This window comes from Fluviicoccus sp. (genome assembly GCF_030646115.1).
Classification (GTDB): Bacteria; Pseudomonadota; Gammaproteobacteria; order Pseudomonadales; family Moraxellaceae; genus Fluviicoccus.
The window spans coordinates 288,490-309,999 of the sequence record NZ_JAUSMX010000009.1; the positions used below are offsets into that span (position 1 = coordinate 288,490).

General features: G+C 61.1%; 16 protein-coding genes. All 16 read left to right on the top strand.

Going from position 1 to position 21,510, the window contains the following annotated elements; translation table 11 throughout:
- Positions 1 to 36: 36 nt before the first annotated feature.
- The 16 genes from Q7T36_RS07100 to prpF all read left to right on the top strand — a co-directional run bounded on the left by Q7T36_RS07100 (position 37) and on the right by prpF (position 21,364).
- Positions 37 to 2,766 carry a FimV/HubP family polar landmark protein gene (locus Q7T36_RS07100; RefSeq protein ID WP_304845748.1) on the top strand — a complete coding sequence of 910 codons (2,730 nt, stop codon included), beginning with the start codon at positions 37 to 39 and terminating at the stop codon, positions 2,764 to 2,766.
- Between the two features lie 70 nt (positions 2,767 to 2,836).
- Positions 2,837 to 3,625, top strand: a complete 789-nt coding sequence (truA, locus tag Q7T36_RS07105) for a tRNA pseudouridine(38-40) synthase TruA (protein WP_304845751.1) — start codon at positions 2,837 to 2,839, stop codon at positions 3,623 to 3,625.
- A gap of 48 nt (positions 3,626 to 3,673) precedes the next feature.
- Positions 3,674 to 4,297: a phosphoribosylanthranilate isomerase gene (locus Q7T36_RS07110; RefSeq protein ID WP_304845754.1), complete on the top strand. Its 624-nt coding sequence runs from the start codon at positions 3,674 to 3,676 to the stop codon at positions 4,295 to 4,297.
- The gene (gene trpB, locus Q7T36_RS07115; RefSeq protein WP_304845757.1) at positions 4,294 to 5,505 is read left to right on the top strand and encodes a tryptophan synthase subunit beta; all 1,212 of its coding nucleotides are present in this window, start codon (positions 4,294 to 4,296) and stop codon (positions 5,503 to 5,505) included. Before Q7T36_RS07110 ends, trpB begins: the two co-directional genes overlap by 4 nt.
- Before the next feature lie 29 nt (positions 5,506 to 5,534).
- Positions 5,535 to 6,341 carry a tryptophan synthase subunit alpha gene (gene trpA / locus Q7T36_RS07120; protein WP_304845760.1) on the top strand — a complete coding sequence of 269 codons (807 nt, stop codon included), beginning with the start codon at positions 5,535 to 5,537 and terminating at the stop codon, positions 6,339 to 6,341.
- Positions 6,342 to 6,367: 26 nt separating this feature from the next.
- On the top strand, positions 6,368 to 7,225 hold the full coding sequence (accD, locus tag Q7T36_RS07125) for an acetyl-CoA carboxylase, carboxyltransferase subunit beta (protein ID WP_304845764.1): 858 nt from the start codon (positions 6,368 to 6,370) through the stop codon (positions 7,223 to 7,225).
- 32 nt (positions 7,226 to 7,257) lie between these two features.
- Positions 7,258 to 8,520, top strand: a complete 1,263-nt coding sequence (gene folC, locus Q7T36_RS07130) for a bifunctional tetrahydrofolate synthase/dihydrofolate synthase (protein ID WP_304845767.1) — start codon at positions 7,258 to 7,260, stop codon at positions 8,518 to 8,520.
- Positions 8,504 to 9,748, top strand: coding sequence for an SPOR domain-containing protein (locus tag Q7T36_RS07135; protein WP_304845770.1), 1,245 nt, complete (start codon positions 8,504 to 8,506; stop codon positions 9,746 to 9,748). The genes folC and Q7T36_RS07135 overlap by 17 nt, the downstream gene beginning before the upstream one ends.
- The gene (locus tag Q7T36_RS07140; protein WP_304845773.1) at positions 9,736 to 10,257 is read left to right on the top strand and encodes a DUF2726 domain-containing protein; all 522 of its coding nucleotides are present in this window, start codon (positions 9,736 to 9,738) and stop codon (positions 10,255 to 10,257) included. The genes Q7T36_RS07135 and Q7T36_RS07140 overlap by 13 nt, the downstream gene beginning before the upstream one ends.
- A 37-nt stretch (positions 10,258 to 10,294) precedes the next feature.
- The gene (rlmKL, locus tag Q7T36_RS07145; protein WP_304845776.1) at positions 10,295 to 13,912 is read left to right on the top strand and encodes a bifunctional 23S rRNA (guanine(2069)-N(7))-methyltransferase RlmK/23S rRNA (guanine(2445)-N(2))-methyltransferase RlmL; all 3,618 of its coding nucleotides are present in this window, start codon (positions 10,295 to 10,297) and stop codon (positions 13,910 to 13,912) included.
- Positions 13,909 to 14,160: a glutaredoxin family protein gene (locus Q7T36_RS07150; RefSeq protein ID WP_304845778.1), complete on the top strand. Its 252-nt coding sequence runs from the start codon at positions 13,909 to 13,911 to the stop codon at positions 14,158 to 14,160. Before rlmKL ends, Q7T36_RS07150 begins: the two co-directional genes overlap by 4 nt.
- 376 nt (positions 14,161 to 14,536) lie before the next feature.
- Entirely contained in the window at positions 14,537 to 15,247 is a 711-nt protein-coding gene (locus tag Q7T36_RS07155; RefSeq protein WP_304845781.1) for a GntR family transcriptional regulator, read from the top strand.
- Positions 15,244 to 16,131 (top strand): methylisocitrate lyase, encoded by an 888-nt coding sequence (gene prpB, locus Q7T36_RS07160; protein ID WP_304845784.1) that lies wholly within the window; start codon positions 15,244 to 15,246, stop codon positions 16,129 to 16,131. The genes Q7T36_RS07155 and prpB overlap by 4 nt, the downstream gene beginning before the upstream one ends.
- Before the next feature lie 118 nt (positions 16,132 to 16,249).
- Positions 16,250 to 17,413 carry a 2-methylcitrate synthase gene (gene prpC, locus Q7T36_RS07165; protein WP_304845787.1) on the top strand — a complete coding sequence of 388 codons (1,164 nt, stop codon included), beginning with the start codon at positions 16,250 to 16,252 and terminating at the stop codon, positions 17,411 to 17,413.
- Entirely contained in the window at positions 17,414 to 20,014 is a 2,601-nt protein-coding gene (gene acnD, locus Q7T36_RS07170) for a Fe/S-dependent 2-methylisocitrate dehydratase AcnD (RefSeq protein WP_304845791.1), read from the top strand.
- Between the two features lie 162 nt (positions 20,015 to 20,176).
- A complete protein-coding gene (gene prpF, locus Q7T36_RS07175) occupies positions 20,177 to 21,364 on the top strand; it encodes a 2-methylaconitate cis-trans isomerase PrpF (RefSeq protein WP_304845793.1) in 1,188 nt (395 codons plus the stop codon).
- Positions 21,365 to 21,510 lie beyond the last annotated feature (146 nt).

The window sequence follows — 21,510 nt, forward strand, 5'->3', positions numbered from 1 at the left end:
CGCAAGCTGACAATGGCATTACTGGGAATAGGGGTAATGCTGCCGGGTTTCACCCATGCCCTGGCCGTTCGCGACATACAGACCAAGTCCTCTCTGGGCCAGCCTTTGCGGGTTGAAGTGGAACTCAGCGATCTCGGAGACCTCAGCAGTGAGGACATCAAGATCGGGCTCGCCACCCAGGAAGACTTTGACCGGCTTGGCATTGAACGTTCATTCTTCCTCGCCGAACTCCGGTTCGAGGTTGTCGTGAATGCCGGTTCCCGCTCCTACATCAAAATCACCAGCGCGAAACGGGTTTCAGAGCCTTTCCTGGATTTCGTCATCCGCATCACCTGGCCGGGTAATACCCGTTTGCAAGAACTGCCAATCCTGCTGGATCCGCCCATGTCCGCCTCCGCGCGTCCGGCTGTCATCGAGGCGCCGGTCATCGTGGCCGCTCCGGTCGTGGCGGCTCCCGAAGTTGCCAGGGTGGAGCCGCCGACCCCAGTCCAGGCCGTTGAGGACGAGGCTAATCCGGAGTCGGTTTACCGCGTGCGCCGCCATGACAACCTTTGGGCCATTGCCCAGCGTGTCCGTCCGGGTAACAACGTCAGTGTGCACCGGATGATGCAGGCTTTGTTCAAAGCCAATCCCGGTGCCTTTGTCGCCAATAACATCAACATGCTGCGTAACGGTGAAGTCTTGCGCGTGCCCACCCTGAACGAAGCGCAGTCCGCCGCTGATCGTGCGACCGCCGCAGTTCCCCCCGCGAAGGCCCAGACACTGAGCGCCGCCGCCAAGGACAAGCCGTCGCGTCAGCAGATCAATGCAACCGCTTCCGCCAACCGCAAGGTTCAGGCAACGACTTCTTCCCGCGTGGAAATGCGGTTGGTGGCTCCGGCCGGCGGCTCCACGCCCGCAGCCGGTCGCCATGACAAGTCGCCGAAACACGCCTCTGAATCTTCAGTCTCCGGCGGACAAGCCGGTGTGGCTGTGTCCGGCAAGGGTCATCCCGGAAAACGCAAGTCTCCCTCAGTGCTGGCCAGTGAAGTTGCCGCACTTGAAAATCAGCTGAAATCCAACGACAAGACGATCGCTATGCAGAATGCCACACTGGCCCGTTTGGAGGCCCAACTCAAGGCTCGCGCCGCACAGGAACAGCAGTCCCGGCAGAAGTCCGGCGAGAAAAGTGACAAGGGGCTGACCGGCAAGGCGCTGGCCACTCTGGCCTGCGGCGTGGCCACGCAGTCATTCCTGTCCACCGAAGCCAAGGCGGCCGATGCCCCGGCTGCCGCCACGGGCGGCTCTTCCATGATGCCGATCATTGCCGGGGTTGTGGTGCTGTTGCTGGTGATTGGCGCCATTATCGCCATGAAGGGCAAGTCCAAGCCTGCCCAGCGTCCTTCCGCTCCGCCTGCACCTGCACCTGCGCCGAAACCGGTTGCGCCAAAGCCTCAGGAGCCCGTGGCGGCCAAGCCTGCCGCGCCCGAGCCGAAAAAGCCCCTTGATGCCGCTGAGGAAGCTCAGGGCTACATCAGCATGGAGCGTTATCCGCAGGCGGTCGGGGTGCTGAACAAGGCCTTGGCCCATACCCCGGATCGCGCTGACCTGCACCTGATGCTGCTGGAAATTTATGTCAAGCAGCAGGATCGCCAGAGCTTCGAGGAGCAGTATGTCCGCCTTGAGTCCCTGGGTGAGCTCGAAGCGATCATGCGTGCGGATGAGCTAAAGTCACTGCTGCCCAAGCCGGTTGCACCCGCGCCGTCCAAGGAAGATGGCATCGAATTTGTACGTGCGGACATCAAGACTGAAGAGGTGCATCATGACGCCGGTCCCAGTCTTGAAGATCTGGAAAAAGATTTTGCACTGAGCTTGTCCCAGCCCAACCTGAAGGCTCTGGATCTCGAAATCCGGGAAACGCCTTCGGTCGCGGCAGCTGCGGAGCAAGCCAAGGTCGACGAGATTGATTCCCTGCTGGAACAAGAACTTGAGTTTTCGTTCACCCCCAAGCCTGCTGAGCCGGCTGCGGCCCCTGTCGACGAAACACCGTTTGAACTGGATTTCAGCTTTACCGAGCCTGAGCCGTCCAAGCCTGCTCCTGTAGTAGTAGAAGAGTTGTCCCTGGATAGTCTGGATGCCTTCCTTGAAGAGCAGAAGGCCATTCCGGAAGCCAAGCCTGAAGTCATCGAGCCGGTGGTGGAAGAGGCTGCGTTTGATTTTGAAAAAGCGCTGGCAGATTACAAGGGAGAGGCCGGTGAGCCGGCAGCAGAACCTGAAGTCAATCTGGCCGAAGGTTTTGAGCTGGAAGAGTTTAACGTCAGCCAGATCAACCTGCCGGTAGCAGATGTTGCCTTGCGCAGCGAAACCCAGACTGACCTGGATGCCTTTGAAGGTGATTTCAGCCTGGACGAATTTGCCCAGACGCCGGCACCTGCTGTTGAGCCTGAACCGAATCTGGCTGCGCTGGATGGCGGCATGGACTTGGGTTCCGCCGCCGCCGCCTTTGATGCTGAACTGGCCGGTCATGGCGCGGATCAGCCTGCGGCAGAAGAAGCCGCAGTGGAAGAGATGGGGCTGGCCGCAGGTGATGACGCATTGTCCTCACTCGACAGGGAATTCGGTTTTCTGGCCACAACCAATGAAAACACCACCCGTCTGGAACTCGCCCGCGCCTACGCTGAAATGGGTGACAAGGCCGCTGCCCGTGACTTGCTGGAAGAAGTGGTTGCCGACGGTGATGAAAACCAGAAAAACGAAGCTCAAGGCATGCTGATGCGGATCGCCTGATCTGATTGCTACTTGACGTCGCCAAAGAGGCCGCTAACTATAGCGGCCTCTTTCATTGGGGCAGTGCAACATGCGCTATGCCATCGGCATTGATTACGACGGAAACAACTACCGTGGCTGGCAAACCCAGCAAGACGGGGTTCCCAGCGTCCAACTGACCCTGGAAATCGCCTTGTCGCAGATCGCCGCGCACCCGGTCATGGTTCATGCAGCCGGGCGTACGGACGCCGGTGTGCATGCGTCCGGGATGATCGCCCATTTTGACAGCCCTGCCAGCCGCAAGCCTTTCAACTGGCTGTTGGGCACCAACTCCAAGTTGCCGCCCGACATCGCCCTGCGCTGGATTCAACCGGTCAGTGATGATTTTCATGCGCGGTTCAAGGCGATTGCGCGTCGTTATCGCTTCGTGATTTTCAACAGCACCCAACGCACCAGCCTGCTGGCCGGCAAAGTCACCTGGCATTACCATGCGCTGGACGTGGAGCGCATGCAGCAGGCTGCCGCCTTTATGGTGGGGCGGCATGACTTCACCTCCTTTCGTGCTGTGGAGTGCCAGTCAAACCAGCCGGTGCGGGATGTGCATTTCCTGAAGGTGTGGCGTCAGGGGCCGTTGATCGTGCTTGATATCCAGGCCGATGGTTTCCTGCATCATATGGTGCGCAACATTGCCGGGGTATTGATGCGGATCGGGGAGGGCAAGGCTGAGCCGGAATGGGTAAAAGAGTTGCTGTTGGTGAGGGATCGCACCAAGGCGGCAGTGACCGCCAACCCCGGTGGGTTGTACTTCGTGGATGCGCTTTACCCGCCGGAGTTTGAATTGCCGCGCGAACCGGCAGGGCCGGTGTGGTTGCAGGGCTGAATCGCTGCTAGAATCGGGGGCTCGCTTTTTTCCAAGGCAGAACAGCCCTTGTCGTATCGAACCCGAGTCAAGATCTGTGGCATAACCCGTCTGGAGGATGCGCTCGATGCTGTGAAGCTGGGAGCTGATGCCTTGGGTTTTGTCTTTTATCCGCCCAGCCCGCGCTATATTGCCCCGGACCGGGCGGCTGAAATCATCGCCCGGCTGCCCCCCTTTGTCACGACCACCGGCTTGTTTGTGGATGCGGAGAAACAAGCGGTTCGTGATGTGCTGGCGCTGGCGCCCTTAGGGCTATTGCAGTTTCACGGCGACGAAACCCCGGCGTACTGCGAAAGTTTCCAGCGTCCGTGGATAAAGGCTTTGCGCATGCAGCCCGGTCTGGATGTGGTCGCACAAATCAGCGACTACGCCAAAGCCGCAGGCGTGCTGCTGGACGCCTGGCATCCCCAACTCAAGGGCGGTACCGGTGAAACCTTCGATTGGCGGCACTGGCCACGACACCTCCAGACGCCACTGATACTGGCCGGAGGGCTGACCCCGGAAAACGTGGCCGAAGCCATCCACCTGACCAAACCCTATGCCGTTGATGTCAGCGGCGGGGTGGAGCAGGGCAAGGGCCTTAAAGATTTTACGCTGATGCAAGCCTTTATGGCGGGAGTAAACGCAGCATGACTGCCATCAAATACCAGGATTTTCCCGATAACCGCGGCCATTTCGGCGTTCACGGCGGCCGTTTCGTCTCCGAAACCCTCATGGCTGCCTTGCAGGAACTTGAAGCGCTGTACGCCAGCCTGAAAGACGATCCGGCATTCCTGGCCGAGTTTGACCGCGATCTGGCGCATTATGTCGGCCGCCCCTCGCCGCTGTACCATGCCGAGCGCTGGAGCCGTGAACTGGGCGGAGCTCAGATCTATCTGAAGCGTGAAGACCTGAACCATACCGGCGCGCACAAGGTCAACAACACCATCGGTCAGGCGTTGCTGGCCAAGCATGCCGGTAAGACCCGTGTGATTGCCGAAACCGGCGCCGGGCAGCACGGAGTCGCCACGGCGACCATCGCCGCCCGTCTGGGCATGGAGTGCGTGGTGTACATGGGCGCTGAAGATGTAAAGCGGCAGGCCATGAACGTCTATCGCATGAAGCTGCTGGGCGCCACGGTGGTGCCGGTGACCTCCGGCTCCAAGACCCTCAAGGACGCCATGAACGAAGCCATGCGCGACTGGGTGACCAATGTCGACAACACCTACTATGTGATCGGCACCGTAGCCGGTCCGCATCCGTACCCGATGCTGGTGCGTGACTTCCAGTCCGTCATTGGCCGCGAAGCCCGCCGCCAGTGCCTGGAGCAGGCCGGTCGCCTGCCTGACGCCCTGGTGGCCTGTGTCGGCGGCGGCTCCAACGCCATCGGCCTGTTTCATCCGTTCCTGACCGACGAGTCAGTGAAGATGTATGGCGTTGAGGCCGCCGGTGACGGTGTTGAGACCGGTCGTCATTCCGCGCCGCTGACGGCAGGGCGCATTGGTGTGCTGCATGGCAACCGCACCTACCTGATGACGGACAATGACGGCCAGATCATTGAAACGCATTCGATTTCCGCCGGTCTGGATTATCCGGGTGTCGGCCCGGAACACAGCTGGTTGAAGGATATCGGCCGCGTCAACTATGTTTCGATTACTGATGACGAGGCACTGGCCGGTTTCCGGGGTCTGACCCTGGTGGAAGGCATCATTCCGGCGCTGGAATCCAGCCATGCCCTGGCTTACATCAGTAAGCTCGCCCCGACCATGGGCAAGGACCAGATCATCATCTGCAACCTGTCTGGTCGCGGTGACAAGGATCTGCTCACGGTCGCCAAGCTCGATGGCATCATTGTGGCGTGAAGCCCCGGTCAACTCATTCAGGAAAGAACATGTCCCGTATCAAGGCCTGCTTCGCCACGTTGAAGCAACATAACCGCAAGGCGCTCATTCCCTATATCACGGCCGGCGACCCTCACCCCGACCATACCGTGGGCATGCTGCATGCCCTCGTGGAAGGCGGCGCTGACATCATCGAACTGGGCATCCCGTTCTCCGACCCCATGGCGGACGGCCCCACCATCACCAAGGCGCATGAGCGGGCGCTGGTCCATCACACATCCTTGACCCGGGTATTGGCCATGGTCAAGGAATTCCGGCAGAAAGACACACAAACCCCGATGGTGCTGATGGGGTACCTGAACCCGCTTGAAATCATGGGCTATGAAGTCTTTGCCAAGGCGGCAGCTGATGCCGGCGTTGATGGTGTTCTCACCGTCGACCTACCGCCCGAGGAGTCGGAGTGCCTGACGGCCTGCCTGAAACAGCACGGCCTAGACCCCATCTTCCTGCTTGCGCCGACCACAACACCGGAGCGTATCCGTCACGTCACATCGGTGGCCAGCGGCTATGTTTATTACGTTTCCCTGAAAGGCGTTACCGGTTCCAATACGCTGGATGTGGACGAAGTCGCGACACGTTTGGCAGCCATTCGTGCAGTCAGCGATTTGCCCATTGGCGTCGGTTTTGGTATTAAGGATGCCGAAACCGCCGCAGCGGTGGCCCGCCATGCCGATGGAGTCGTTGTCGGATCGGCGCTGGTCAGTCGCATTGCCGAGTTGCAGCAGGTTCCGGAGGCCATTCCCGGCGTCCTCCGCGGAATCCTCCGCGACCTGCGACAGGCAATGGATGCGGCCTGATTGTTGTACATAGGGGTATAGAGCAAATGAGTTGGATCGGAAAAATCCTGCCGAACGCCGGCAAAAACGCCGAAGAGAAGCGGGTATCGGTACCGGAAGGCTTGTGGCGCAGGTGCCCCAAATGTGACGGTGTGCTGTACAAGGCGGAGTTGGACCGTAACCTCAACGTCTGTCCCAAATGTGACCATCACCTGCGCATCAATGCCCGTGAGCGTCTAGGTATTTTTCTGGATGCCGAGGAACTGGAAGAGTTGGGCTCTGATCTGCTTCCGGAAGACCGTCTGCGTTTTCGTGACAGCAAGCGTTATACCGACCGGCTGGACGCCGCCCGCAATGAAACTGGCGAAACCGACGCGCTGATCGCGATGAAAGGGGCGCTGAACGGCATGCCTTTGGTCGCGGTGGCTTTTGAATTCAGTTTTATGGGCGGCTCCATGGGCAGCGTGGTCGGCTCCCGCTTTGTCCGTGCAGCACAGATCTGCCTTGAGGAGCGGATTCCGCTGGTCTGTTTCGCAGCCTCCGGTGGCGCACGCATGCAGGAAGCCCTGTTCTCGCTGATGCAGATGGCCCGAACCGCCGCCGTCATTGAACAGCTGAAAGTGAATGGCATTCCCTTTATTTCGGTGCTGACCGACCCGGTTTATGGCGGTGTTTCCGCCAGCCTTGCCATGCTGGGTGATCTGAATGTGGCCGAGCCCAATGCCCTGATCGGATTTGCAGGGCCGCGTGTCATTGAACAGACGGTGCGCCAGAAACTGCCGGAAGGTTTCCAGCGCTCGGAATTCCTGCTGGCCCATGGCACTGTGGACATGATTGTGCATCGCCATGAAATGCGTGACACCCTGTTCCGTGTTCTGGCCAAGCTGACCCATCGTCCGTTGTGATGGTTTTCGCCAACCGACTGCGGGACTGAGACATGTTTACCACGTTGTCCGAATGGCTGGGTCATCTGGAACAAGCGCATGTCCGCGCCATTGATCTGGGTCTGGATCGTGTCCGCCGGGTGGCCAAGGTGCTGGCGGCCGATGTTTTTGCCTGTCCGGTCATTACGGTGGGCGGCACCAACGGCAAAGGCTCCACGGTCGCTACGCTGACGGCGGTGTATCTCGCGGCAGGGTATCGTGTCGCCACCTATACCTCGCCGCACTTGCTCCATTTCAACGAGCGGATCTGCCTGGACGGCAGTCCGGTGCCGGATGAACCCCTGATCCGCGCCTTCACAGTGGTCGAGAGCGCTCGACATCAAGCCGGGACTTCCCTCAGCTATTTTGAATTTACCACCCTCGCGGCCTTTGTCGTTTTTCGTGAAGCCAATCCGGATATTGTCATTCTTGAAGTAGGTTTGGGCGGCAGGCTGGATGCGGTCAACCTGGTTGACGCGACAGTAGCCGTCATCACCAGCATCGGTATTGATCACACCGACTGGCTGGGCGACACCCGTGAGGCTATCGCCTTTGAAAAGGCGGGTATCTTTCGCGCCGGCCGGGTGGTGGTATGCGGGGAGACCGATCCTCCCGAAACCATGCTGGAACATGCACAAGTGTTGGGCTGTCCTGTGTTGCGCAAGGGGCGGGACTTTGGTTTTGAACGATTGCCGTCATCGTGGAGCTGGTGGGGGGGCGACTCGCGCCATGAGAACCTTCCCATGCCAAAGCTGGCCCTGGATAACGTCACCACCGCCCTGGCGGCGATAGAGCCCGCAGGGTTGCCGGTGAGTGAATCCGCCTTGCGTGAAGGCCTGTTTCAGGCCTTTGTGCCGGGCAGACTGGAGCGACTTGAATGGCAAGGCGTCGAAATAGTGCTGGATGTTGCGCATAACCCGCACGGTGCGTCCTTTTTTATGCAACAATTGCAGCCCGTCAGCGGTCGGCAACGCGCGGTCTTTGCCATGCTGGCGGACAAGGATGCCGGTTCGACGCTGGATGCCTGTCTGGGCAAGGTTGACTTGTGGTATCCGGCCGGCCTGAACGTGCCGCGCGGCCGGCCCTCTCAAGCGCTGATGCCGCTGTTTACTGAGCGCGGCATGTGCACCGGCGGTAGCTTCGGCACTGTCGGATCCGCACTGGCGACAGCCCTGCGCGAGTCCCGACCGGGGGACAGGATTCTGGTTTTCGGATCATTTCATACAGTATCGGCCGCCCGTGAGTGGCTGGAAAAGAATCATGGATACAGCTATTAAACAACGCATTCTCGGTGGCGTGGTCCTGTTGGCCGGCGCCGCCATATTCCTGCCGCTGATGCTGGACGGCACCGGCGCCAAACTGCTGAGCCGACTGGAAACCATTCCCGCGCAACCGGCCATGCCCAATGCTGAAAAGGCAGGTCCCAATCTGGACGCCCAGTCGCAGTCGGCGGAACAGGCGGTGGATGCCGCCCACGAAGACTCTACCGAATTTTATCCGGTAGGTGAGCCTGTGGCCGGTGACCCCGCTTCCGGAGCGGAAGGCTCCTTGCCGCCCGCAGGGCTGGCCAAGACTCCCGAGCAGCAGGCGGCTGAAGAAGCTGCCCGCAAGCGCGCCATGGACTTGCTGAACAGCGTCGATGAAATTTCCCCGGAAGAAGCCGCACTCCAACAGCGTTCAGCCGACAAGCTTAGTCGTGAGTTGGCCGTCAAGGCAGACGGTGCGGCTTCCACCGCCGCCCTGACCCCGGATGTAACCGCCCGCAAGGCGGATGAAGACCGCGCCCGCGCCATTCTGGAAGCGAGGACCAGCGCCGAACAGAAACTGGCGGAAGAAAAAGCGAAGGCTGACCGCCTGAAGTCCGACGCAGATGCGGCCAAGGCTCGTGAGCTTAAACTGGCCCAGGACAAGACGGCTGCTGAGAAGGCCCGCGCCGAACAACTGGCGGCAGACAAACTGCATAGCGACAAGCCGGTGCCGGACCGCAAGGTGCAAGAAGACAAGGCCCGGGCGGAAAAGGCAGCTGCTGACAAGAAGCTGGCGGAAGACAAGCTGAAGGCCGACAAGCAGGCCGCAGACAAGCGGTTGGCCGACGAGAAGGCCAAGGCTGAGAAACTGAAGTCCGACAAGTCGGCGGCTGAGGAAAAAGCCAAAGCGGAAAAACTGGCTGAAGAGAAGGCCAAGGCCAAAAAGCTGGAAGAACAAAAAGCCAAGGTGGCGCTGGAAGGCAAGGCCAAAACGGAAGTCAAAGCCGATAGCAACCCGGTGGGCGGCAGCCAGGCTTGGGTGGTGCAGGCCGGCAGTTTCAGTGACAAGGCCAAGGCCTCCGAGCTGTCCGGCAAGTTGAAGGGCAAGGGTTTTCGTTCCCAGGTCGTCAAGAGCGGCGACTCCTGGAAAGTGGTGGTGGGGCCTGAACTGGACAAGAACGCCGCCAAGGCGCTCAGTGGCCGCCTGAATGGGGAAGCCGGGGTATCGGGAGCCTGGGTCGCGCCTTGGAAACCCTGATTCACCTGTTTGGCGGGCAAGGATTGCTGATTATCGGCGTCGTGCTGGTACTGATCCTGCTGCTGTTGCTGTTGGGCGGCAAAAAGCGCGAGCTGACCATCGACGAGATGGACTGGCCCTATATTCCCCGGGAGCTGATGACAGCTCCCGAACGTATCCTGTTCGGCCGCCTGCGCCAGGCGCTGCCGGATTACCTTGTTTTTACCCAGGTGCAATTGTCGCGCATGCTGGATGTGGATGTTGAAGTCGATTACCACGGCTGGATCAACCGCATCAACCGCATGAGCGTGGACTTCGTGGTCTGCGCCCCCGACGGGGCCACCATCCTGGCCGCCATCGAACTCGACGATTCCACCCATAACCGCGCCGACCGCATCAAGGCTGATGCCAAGAAGGACCGGGCGCTCGCCGAAGCCGGTATTCGCATCATTCGCTGGCCCGTGCATGACATGCCGCAGCCCGACCGTATCCGCCGCGAATTCCTGCAGGGATTTTCCAAACGACGTTAAACCGTCCGCACACGGCGGACGACATTCCGAGAGAAACATGACATTGACTGACTGGGTGGTTTCCTGCGCTGACGGCCTTGAACTCCTGCTGATTGAAGAATTGAAGGAGCTGGGCGTCACCGAATGCACCCGCACTGCCGGCGCTATCCTGGTGAAAGCCACACAGGAGCAGGCCTACCGCATCTGCCTGTGGTCGCGCCTCGCGTCACGCGTGTTCAAACCACTGTTGACGGTGGAAGGCATTACCCCTGAAGCCCTGTATGAAGCTGCTGCGGCCTTCCCATGGAACGAGGTTTTCGCCGTCAACAAGACCTTCGCCATTCATGCCGTCGCCAGCAAGGGCGTGGTCACCCACACCCAATACATGGCGTTGAAGCTGAAGGATGCCATTGCCGACTTCTTCCGCAACAGCACCGGCCAACGCCCGGATGTGCGCGTGCAGGAACCGGATGCTTCCCTGCATATTTTCATTCAGGAAGAACGGTTGACCATCAGCCTCGACATGTCCGGTGAAAGCCTGCACCGCCGCGGCTACCGCACCCAGATCGGTGAGGCGCCGCTGAAGGAAACACTGGCCTCGGCCATTTTGCGCCAGGCCGGTTGGCCGAACGAACGCTTTGAAGCGTTGATTGATCCCATGTGCGGTTCCGGCACCTTCCTCACCGAAGCGGCGCTGATGTTTGGTGACGTAGCGCCGGGCCTGCACCGCAATTATTACGGTTTCCTCGGCTGGCAGGGGCACAACGCAGAACTCTGGGCGACATTGCTGGAGGAAGCGCGCCAGCGTGAAGCCGCCGCCGCGCAAAAGCCCTGGCCGCAATTTTTCGGTTATGACGCCAGCCGCGATGCTCTGCAAGCGGCCATGAAGAACGCGCACGCCGCCGGTATCGGCCAGCGAATCGTGCTGGAAAACCGCGAGTTGTGGAAGTTGCCTGTTGCTCCGGCCAAACATGGCCTGCTGGTGACCAACCCGCCTTACGGCGAACGGATCGGTGATTCCGAAACCACGCTGTGGTTGTACAAGGCCGTGGGTCGCCTGGCGCGCGAGCGCCTCCCCGGCTGGCAGGCCGCCGTGCTTGCCGCCGACATCCAGCATGCCGACGCCTTGGGTCTGCAGCACCGTGATACCCAGCGCCTCCGCAATGGCGACATGACGGTCTTTGTCCGTCACGGTGACGTGGTGCCGGCCGATGAAGAAATCGCGCACGTTTTCACGCCGCAAATCAACGAAATCCCGGAAGAGGGCGAAGCCTTCGCCAACCGCGTGCAGAAAAACCTGGCGCATTGCCAGAAGCAGGCGCAGCGCGAAGGCGTCAGCTGCTACCGCGTTTACGACGCCGACCTGCCGGACTACAACCTGGCGATCGACGTTTACGGCGACTGTCTGCATGTGCAGGAATACGCCGCGCCCAAGGAAATCGATCCCGAGAAGGCCTCCAACCGCTTCAAGCTGGCGCTGAACATCATTCGTCAGGTTTTTGGCCTGCATAAGGAAAAAGTCTTCATCAAGGTCCGCACCCAGCAGAAGGGCAGCAGCCAGTACGAGAAGCAGTCGGATCGCGGCAAGCTGCAGGATGTCCGAGAAGGCAAGGCGCATTTGCTGGTCAACCTGACGGATTATCTCGATACCGGCTTGTTCCTGGATCATCGCCCGATGCGCCAGAAGATTGCCGCCGAAGTGCAGGGCAAGAGCTTCCTCAACCTGTTTGCCTATACCGGCAGCGTCAGCGTCCATGCCGCGCTGGGCGGGGCGAAGCAGACGGTGACGGTTGACCTGTCCAACACCTATCTGGATTGGGCGCGCAAGAATTTTGCCGTCAACGGCATCAGCCCCACCAACCATCGCTTCGAGGAAGCCGATGTCATGGAGTGGCTGCACCGTTGCCGTGAAACCTTTGACGTGATCTTCATTGATCCGCCCACCTTCTCCAATTCCAAGAAGATGCGCGATGTCTTTGATGTGCAGCGCGACCATGTGGAATTGCTGACGCTGGCCATGCGCCATCTCAAGGAAGACGGTGTTTGCTACTTCTCCAACAACTTCCGTCGCTTTGAGCTGGACGAAACCGCGTTGCAGACCTACGGTTTTGAAGAGATATCCCCGGAAACCCTGGGCTTCGATTTCCGTCGCAACGACCGTATTCATCGCTGCTGGCGTCTCAAGCACACCCCGGAAAGCGTTGTGACCATCCTCAAGCCGGAACCGGCCGGACGTTTCAACCCCAACAATGCAGATAACCGGGGGTATGGCGACCGCCAGGACTCCGGTTATACCCCAGGCCGCGCCTTTGGCGGCTACCACGCCCAGAACCAACGAGGGGATCGGGACATGAGTGATTTTGAAGACAGAAAGCCCCGGTTCCAGCGGGATGATGGTCCGCGCCGTGATGGAGAAGGCCGCCCGCCGCGTCGTTTTGCCAGCGACCGTCCCGAAGGTGCGCGTCCGCCGCGCGCTGAAGGCGGCGAGTTCCGTCCGCGCAGCCCGCGTCCGGAAGGTGGCTCTGACCGTCCGCGTTTTGGCGGCGGCGACCGCCCGCAACGTCCGTATTCTGGTGGCGAGCGCGACGGCAATCGCGCCCCGCGTGAAGGTGGTTTCAATCAGGATCGCCCGCGTTCCGGTGGTGAAGGCCGCCCTTACGGTGACCGCCCGCGTACCGGCGGCGGTGAGTTCCGTCGCGATGACCGTCCCCGTTTTGGCGGCGAAGGTCGTCCGGATGGCAATCGCCCCCCGCGTGACGGCGGCGAAGGCCGCAGCTTCCAGCGTGACGACCGTCCGCGTCCGTACCGTCCGGAAGGCGGCGCGGACCGTCCCCGCTTTGGTGGCGAAAGCCGTCCCCCGCGTACCGGGACAGGCGAGTTCCGTCGTGATGACCGTTCCCGCTTTGGCGGCGAAGGACGTCCCGATGCCAACCGTCCGCCGCGCACCGGTGGTGGCGAGTTCCGTCGCGATGACCGTCCCCGTTTTGGTGGAGAAGGCCGTCCGGAAGGCAATCGTCCCCCGCGTGAAGGCGGCGAAGGCCGCAGCTTCCAGCGTGACGACCGACCGCGTCCGTACCGTCCGGAAGGTGGCGCTGATCGTCCCCGTTTTGGCGGCGGCGACCGCCCGCAACGTCCCCGCCATGAAGGCGAACGCGACGGCAACCGTCCTCCGCGTGAAGGCGGCTTCAATCAGGACCGTCCGCGTTTCGGCGGCGAAGGCCGTCCCCAAGGTGACCGCCCCCGCACCGGCGGCAGCGATTTCCGCCGTGACGACCGTCCCCGTTTTGATCGCGGCGGCGACAGCCGTCCCCCGCGTGAAGGCGGCGTAGGCCGCAGCTTCCAGCGTGATGACCGTCCGCGCAGCCCGCGTCCCGAAGGTTCCGGTGGTTTCGACCGTAACCGCACCGGCGGCGACCGCCCGCAACGCCCGTTCCGCGAAGGCGACAGCCGTGGCGGCGACAACCGTCCCCCGCGTTCCGGTGGTGACTTCCGTCGTGACGACCGCCCGCGCACCGGCGGCGGCGAGTTCCGTCCCCGCTCGGGTGGCGACGGCGGCCGCCCCGCACGTCCGGATGGCGGCCGCCCGTCATTCCGTCAGGACGGCGACCGACCGGCCCCGCGCCGCGAGTTCTCGGATCGCCCGGCCAGCCGCGACCGCAAACGTGACGATGAATGACCGTTAAGCTGTATGGCACCTCCGGGTGCCATCTCTGCGACGACGCCGAGCGGCTGCTGGCCCACGCCAGCGCCGCCCTCCGGCTCGACTGGGAATACATCGACATTGCTCTCGACCACGAACTGGTCGAACGCTACGGCACCCGCATCCCCGTCCTCATCATCCACAACCATGAACTCAACTGGCCGTTCTCCCTGCTCGACATTCAACGTGCCGCCAACCCTGCATCACTATCAGCCCAACCCTGATGCTCAACCGCCGGTGGATTCATGCCTTCGCGGCAGCGACGAAACCAAAACACAATAAACGCCACTCCACACTTATCCCCCATAAAATCCCCCACGCCGTCCGCAGCCATTTGTCCGAGCCACATGCCGTACAACAAGGTCGTGGATATCAATAATCGTTCAACAGCGCCCCGGCCTCCCGCGAGTTATGGCGAAGGACACGGTTTTGCCTACTTTTCCCAAGAGAAAAGTAGGGCCCGCGGCAGGCGGACACCCTAAGACTAAAGTCACCCCCATTTTGTCGACAAAACCAAACCAAAATACTTGCATTAATCCACCCAAAGCCTAAAATCCCCACCACATCACCAAGATTGTCGACAATCTGGATCAAGCCACGATGAATGAACCTGCCCTGAACCTCCCCGAAGAAGCCACCCTCACGCTGGCCGACCGGGTATTCGGCCAGATTCAGAACGCCATCGTCAAAGGCGAACTCCGCGCTGGCAGCAAAATCTCCGAATCCGAACTCGCCGCCCGCTACGGCGTCTCGCGCGGCCCGCTGCGCGAAGCCCTCAATCGTCTCGAATCCCGCCAGTTGCTTGTCCGCACCCCGCATGTCGGCATGCGCGTCGCCTCGCTGTCGGTGGAAGAACTGCTGGAAATCTATCGTGTCCGCGAATCCCTCGAAGGTCTGGCTGCCCGCCTGGCCGCCGAGAACGCCACCCCGGAAGAAATCGCCGGCATGAAATCCCTGCTTGCCTTCCATCAAGAACAATCCGAACTGCAAGCAGGCACCGGTTATTATCAGGAGGAGGGCGACTTCGACCTGCATTACCGCCTGATCCTCGCCAGCCACAACAAGGTGCTCAGCCAGATGCTGCTGGGCGAGCTGTACCACCGTGTCCGCTTGTACCGTTACCAGTTCTCCGGCACCGCCGGACGCCCGCACAAGGCTTTTGCCGAACATTCCCAAATCATCGCCGCCATCGAAAACCGCGATGGCGAAATGGCCGAGTTGCTCATGCGCCGCCACATCGGCGCCGCCCGCAAGAACATCGAAGCCCATCACCAGTCCGCCCCCGGACACCAACAGGTGCAATTACCATGAGTACACTGAACAGCGCCGGCGCGCGCTTCCGCAAAGCCCTGGCAGAAGAAAACCCCTTGCAGGTGATCGGCGCCATTAACGCCAACCATGCCCTGCTGGCCAAGCGCGCCGGATTCAAGGCCATCTACCTGTCGGGCGGAGGCGTGGCCGCCGGTTCGCTGGGTTTGCCCGATCTGGGCATCAACACCCTTGACGACGTGCTGGTCGATACCCGCCGCATCACCGACGTTTGCGACCTGCCGCTGCTGGTCGACATCGACACCGGCTTCGGCCCCAGCGCCTTCAACATCGAACGTACCGTCAAGAGCCTGATCAAGGCCGGTGCCGCCGCTTGCCATATCGAAGACCAGGTCGGCGCGAAGCGTTGCGGTCACCGTCCGGGCAAGGAAATTGTCACCACCGAAGAAATGGTGGATCGCGTCAAGGCTGCCGCCGACGCCAAGACTGATCCCAACTTCTTCCTGATCGCCCGTACCGACGCCATTCAGGTACACGGTGTCGATGCCGCTATCGAACGCGCCATCAAGTGCGTGGAGGCGGGTGCCGACGGCATCTTCGCCGAAGCCGCCTATGACCTTGAAACCTACAAGCGTTTCGTGGACGCTGTTAAGGTGCCGGTGCTGGCCAATATCACCGAGTTCGGCAAGACGCCGCTGTTCAGTGTCGAAGACCTGCAGCCCACCGGTGTCGGCATGGTGCTGTACCCGCTGAGCGCCTTCCGCGCCATGAACAAGGCTGCCGAACTGGTGTATCAGTCGGTGCGCGCCAACGGTCATCAACGTGAAGTCATCGATATCATGCAGACGCGTGAAGAACTGTATGACCGCATTGGTTACCATACCTTTGAGGGCAAGCTGGACGCGCTGTTCGCTGCCAAGAAATAACGAACGAATGTAGGTCGGGTCTCAATCCGACAACACTCTCCGTTCAAGGGGGCGGTTGTCGGGCTGAAGCCCGACCTACAGGTGAATTGATAAACGGATAAACCCAGGAGACTCCCTCATGAGCACCGAGACCACCACCCCGAATCCCGGCTTCAAGCCCAAGAAATCCGTGGCCCTGAGCGGCACCGCCGCCGGCAACACCGCCCTGTGCACCGTCGGCCGCACCGGTAACGATCTGGCCTATCGCGGCTATGACATCCTCGATGTCGCCACCACCTGCGAATTTGAAGAAATAGCCCACCTGCTGGTGCACGGCAAGCTGCCGAACGTGGCCGAGCTTGCCGGTTACAAGGCCAAGCTGAAGGCGCTGCGCGGCCTGCCCATTGCCGTCAAGGTCGCGCTGGAACAACTGCCACCGTCCTCGCATCCGATGGACGTGATGCGCACCGGCGTCTCCGTGCTGGGCTGCGTCAAGCCGGAGAAGGAAGACCACAACCACCCGGGCGCCCGCGACATCGCCGACAAGCTGATGGCCTGCCTGGGCTCGATGCTGCTGTACTGGTACCACTTTGCCTACAACGGCAAGCGTATTGACGTCGAAACCGATGACGATTCCATCGGCGGCCACTTCCTGCACCTGCTGCACGGCCAGAAGCCGCGCGACAGCTGGGTCCGTGCCATGCACACCTCGCTGATCCTCTACGCCGAGCACGAGTTCAACGCCTCCACCTTCACCTCCCGCGTCGTCGCCGGCACCGGTTCCGACATGTACTCGGCCATCTGCGGCGGCATCGGCGCGCTGCGCGGTCCGAAGCATGGCGGCGCGAATGAAGTGGCCTTCGAAATCCAGAAACGCTACGACAACCCGGACGAAGCCGAAGCCGATATCCGTGCCCGTGTCGAGAAGAAGGAAGTTATCATCGGCTTCGGCCACCCGGTCTACACAGTCAGCGATCCGCGCAACGTCGTGATCAAGAAGGTGGCGGAAGACCTGAGCGCCGAGCAGGACAATATGAAGATGTACAACATCGCCGAGCGCCTGGAGTCGGTGATGTGGGAAATCAAGAAGATGTTCCCGAACCTCGACTGGTTCAGCGCCGTCAGCTATCACATGATGGGTGTCCCCACCGACATGTTCACCCCGTTGTTCGTGATTGCCCGCACTTCCGGCTGGTCCGCGCACGTGATTGAACAGCGCATCGACGGCAAGATCATCCGTCCGAGCGCCAACTACACGGGTCCGGAAGATCAGGTGTTTGTGCCGTTGAAGGATCGCAAGTAAATGAACAGCCAATTCCGCAAAAACCTGCCCGGCACGTCGCTCGATTACTTCGACGCCCGCTCCGCCGTCAACGCCCTCAAGCCGGGCGCCTGGGACGGCCTGCCGTACACAGCCCGCATCCATGCCGAGAACATCGTCCGCAAGGCCGATCCGGCCATCATCAACGACTGCCTGACGCAGCTGATCGAACGCAAGCGCGAGCGCGATTTCCCGTGGTTCCCGGCCCGCGTCGTCTGCCACGACATCCTCGGCCAGACCGCGCTGGTCGACCTCGCCGGTCTGCGTGACGCAATTGCCGACCAGGGCGGTGATCCCGCCAAGGTTAACCCGGTGGTGCCGGTGCAGCTGATCGTTGACCACTCGCTGGCCGTGGAATGCGGCGGTTTCGACCCCGACGCCTTCCAGAAGAACCGCGACATCGAAGAGCGCCGCAACGAAGACCGTTTCCACTTCATCAACTGGACCAAGACCGCCTTTGACAACGTCGACGTGATCCCGGCCGGTAACGGCATCATGCACCAGATCAACCTGGAGAAGATGTCGCCGGTCATCCACAACGACAACGGCGTCGCTTATCCCGATACCTGTGTCGGCACTGACTCGCACACCCCGCACGTTGATGCGCTGGGCGTGATCTCGGTGGGTGTGGGCGGTCTGGAAGCCGAAAACGTCATGCTCGGTCGCGCCTCGTGGATGCGGACCCCGGACATGGTCGGCGTCGAGCTGACCGGCAAGCGCCAACCAGGCATCACCGCCACCGACATCGTGCTGGCCCTGACCGAATTCCTGCGCAAGGAAAAGGTCGTTGGCGCGTATCTGGAGTTCTACGGCGAAGGCGTGCCCGGCCTGACCATTGGCGACCGCGCCACCATCTCCAACATGGCCCCGGAATACGGCGCCACCGCTGCGATGTTCTCCATTGACGAGCAAACGCTGACCTACCTGCGCCTGACCGGCCGTACCGACGCCCAGGTCGCGCTGGTGGAAACCTACGCCAAGGAAGCCGGGTTGTGGTCCGACTCCCTGGCCAAGGCTGAGTTCGAGCGCGTGCTCAAGTTCGACCTGTCGTCCGTGGTGCGCAACATGGCCGGTCCGAGCAACCCGCATCGCCGTCTGCCGGTTTCGGCGCTCAAGGAGCGCGGCATCGCCGTCGACCTCGACAAGGCGCGTGCCCAGGAAGCCGATGGCCTGATGCCGGACGGCGCAGTGATCATCGCCGCCATCACCAGTTGCACCAACACCTCCAACCCGCGCAACGTCATTGCTGCCGGTCTGCTGGCGCGCAACGCCCGCAAGCTGGGTCTGGTGCGCAAGCCGTGGGTGAAGTCGTCGCTGGCTCCGGGCTCCAAGGTGGTCGAGCTGTACCTGAAGGAAGCCGGTCTGCTGGATGATCTGGAAGCCTTGGGCTTCGGCATCGTAGCCTTTGCCTGCACTACCTGTAACGGCATGTCAGGTGCGCTGGATCCGAAGATCCAGCAGGAAATCATCGACCGCGACCTGTATGCAACCGCCGTGCTGTCGGGGAACCGCAACTTCGACGGCCGTATCCATCCGTACGCCAAGCAGGCCTTCCTGGCTTCGCCGCCGCTGGTTGTGGCTTACGCCATTGCCGGCACCATCCGTTTCGACATTGAACAGGACGTGCTGGCCGTGGTCGATGGCAAGGAAATCCGCCTGAAGGATGTCTGGCCGTCGGACGAGGAAATCGACGCCATCGTCGCCAGGTCGGTCAAGCCGGAACAGTTCAACCGCATCTACATCCCGATGTTCGAAAAGAAGGACAGCGAACGCTCAGCCTCGCCGTTGTACGACTGGCGACCCATGTCCACCTACATCCGTCGTCCGCCGTACTGGGAAGGCGCGCTGGCCGGTGAGCGTACGCTGAAGGGCATGCGCCCGCTGGCTGTGCTGCCGGACAACATCACCACCGACCATCTGTCGCCGTCCAACGCGATCATGATGAACTCGGCGGCGGGTGAGTACCTGCACAAGATGGGCCTGCCGGAAGAGGACTTCAACTCCTACGCCACCCACCGCGGCGACCACCTGACCACCCAGCGCGCCACCTTCGCCAACAAGGAGTTGGTCAATGAAATGGCGGTTGTTAACGGTCAGGTCAAGAAGGGCTCGCTGGCGCGCGTTGAGCCGGAAGGCAAGTTGATGCGCATGTGGGAAGCCATCGAAACTTACATGAACCGCAAGCAACCGCTGATCATCATCGCCGGGGCCGACTACGGTCAGGGCTCCAGCCGTGACTGGGCCGCCAAGGGCGTACGTCTGGCGGGTGTGGAAGTGATCGTGGCAGAAGGCTTCGAGCGCATCCACCGCACCAACCTGATCGGCATGGGCGTGCTGCCCTGCGAGTTCAAGGCGGGCACCACACGCCTGACGCTTGGCATCGACGGCACTGAAACTTATGATGTGGAAGGCAAGCTGGCCCCGCGCGCAGACCTGACACTGGTAATCAACCGCCGCAACGGGGAAGAGGTGCGTGTACCGGTGACCTGCCGTCTCGATTCCGACGAGGAAGTGTCGGTGTATGAGGCCGGTGGGGTGCTGCAGCGCTTTGCGAAGGACTTTTTGGAGTCCAGCAAGGGCTGATTTGCAGCCGATAAACTCCCTCTCCCATTGTGGGAGAGGGCCGGGGAGAGGGGTGCGGAAAGTCGCCTGAACACAACGTCAGCTCAAGCACAACCGCAGCACCCCTCACCCTAACCCTCTCCCACAAGGGGAGAAGGGACTCTCCAAGGTGAGGCTTAAACCATGTCAAACGTTCCCCAAATCCGCATCCCCGCCACCTATATCCGTGGCGGCACCAGCAAGGGCGTCTTCTTCAAACTGACCGACTTGCCAGAAAGCTGCCAGGTTCCAGGTGAAGCCCGCGACAAGCTGTTCATGCGTGTCATCGGCAGCCCCGACCCTTACGCCGCCCACATCGACGGCATGGGCGGCGCTACCTCCAGCACCAGCAAATGCGTCATCCTGTCGAAGAGCAGTGTGCCCGACCATGATGTCGACTACCTCTACGGCCAGGTCTCCATCGACAAGGCCTTTGTCGACTGGAGCGGCAACTGCGGCAACCTGTCCACGGCGGCAGGCGCTTTCGCCATCCATGCCGGTCTGATTGATACGTCCCGTGTTACGGATAACGGCGTCTGCGTGGTGCGCATCTGGCAGGCCAATATCAAAAAGACCATCATCGCCCATGTGCCCGTCTCCAACAGCCAAGTGCAGGAAACCGGCGATTTTGAACTGGACGGTGTTACCTTTCCTGCCGCCGAGATCGTACTGGAATTCCTTGATCCCTCCGACGACAGCGAAGATGGTGGCTCGATGTTCCCCACCGGTAATCTGGTGGATGACCTGGAAGTGCCCGGTGTCGGCACCTTCAAAGCGACCATGATCACCGCCGGCATTCCCACCGTTTTCGTCAACGCCGAGGACATCGGCTACACCGGCACGGAACTGCGTGAAGCCATCAACACTGATCCCAAGGCACTGGCCCGTTTTGAACAGATCCGCGTTGCAGGCGCGCTGCGCATGGGCCTGATCAAGACCCCGGAAGAAGCCCTGACCCGTCAGCACACCCCGAAAATCGCATTTGTCGCCAAACCCAAGGAATACAAGGCTTCCAGCGGCAAGACAATTGCTTCAGATGAAGTGGATCTGCTGGTGCGCGCCCTGTCGATGGGTAAACTGCACCATGCCATGATGGGCACCTGCGCGGTGGCCATTGGCACGGCGGCGGCGGTTCCCGGTACGCTGGTGAATCTGGCGGCGGGCGGCGGGGATCGTGAGGCGGTGCGCTTCGGCCATCCTTCCGGAACGCTGCGTGTCGGAGCTGAGGCCAGGCTGGTGAATGGTGAGTGGACCGTGACCAAGGCCATCATGAGCCGCAGCGCCAGAATTCTGATGGAAGGGTGGGTGAGAGTGCCCGGTGATGCATTCTGAGAGTGAGTGAAGTCAGCGAAGGCAGAGACCCCGAAGGGGTCTCTGCCGGATCTTGCAGCCATGCATTACAAAAAAACATCCTCACAGGTGGCTACACCTTTTGCAAAACCTCTAAAAACGTTCATAATCCCGTATAAGTATAGAAA

Coding starts and splice junctions, on each gene's coding strand:
- Q7T36_RS07100 (WP_304845748.1), top strand. CDS start 37: ATGCTGCCGGGTTTCACCCATGCCCTGGCCGTTCGCGACATACAGACC.
- truA (WP_304845751.1), top strand. CDS start 2,837: ATGCGCTATGCCATCGGCATTGATTACGACGGAAACAACTACCGTGGC.
- trpB (WP_304845757.1), top strand. CDS start 4,294: ATGACTGCCATCAAATACCAGGATTTTCCCGATAACCGCGGCCATTTC.
- trpA (WP_304845760.1), top strand. CDS start 5,535: ATGTCCCGTATCAAGGCCTGCTTCGCCACGTTGAAGCAACATAACCGC.
- accD (WP_304845764.1), top strand. CDS start 6,368: ATGAGTTGGATCGGAAAAATCCTGCCGAACGCCGGCAAAAACGCCGAA.
- folC (WP_304845767.1), top strand. CDS start 7,258: ATGTTTACCACGTTGTCCGAATGGCTGGGTCATCTGGAACAAGCGCAT.
- Q7T36_RS07135 (WP_304845770.1), top strand. CDS start 8,504: ATGGATACAGCTATTAAACAACGCATTCTCGGTGGCGTGGTCCTGTTG.
- rlmKL (WP_304845776.1), top strand. CDS start 10,295: ATGACATTGACTGACTGGGTGGTTTCCTGCGCTGACGGCCTTGAACTC.
- Q7T36_RS07150 (WP_304845778.1), top strand. CDS start 13,909: ATGACCGTTAAGCTGTATGGCACCTCCGGGTGCCATCTCTGCGACGAC.
- Q7T36_RS07155 (WP_304845781.1), top strand. CDS start 14,537: ATGAATGAACCTGCCCTGAACCTCCCCGAAGAAGCCACCCTCACGCTG.
- prpB (WP_304845784.1), top strand. CDS start 15,244: ATGAGTACACTGAACAGCGCCGGCGCGCGCTTCCGCAAAGCCCTGGCA.
- prpC (WP_304845787.1), top strand. CDS start 16,250: ATGAGCACCGAGACCACCACCCCGAATCCCGGCTTCAAGCCCAAGAAA.
- acnD (WP_304845791.1), top strand. CDS start 17,414: ATGAACAGCCAATTCCGCAAAAACCTGCCCGGCACGTCGCTCGATTAC.
- prpF (WP_304845793.1), top strand. CDS start 20,177: ATGTCAAACGTTCCCCAAATCCGCATCCCCGCCACCTATATCCGTGGC.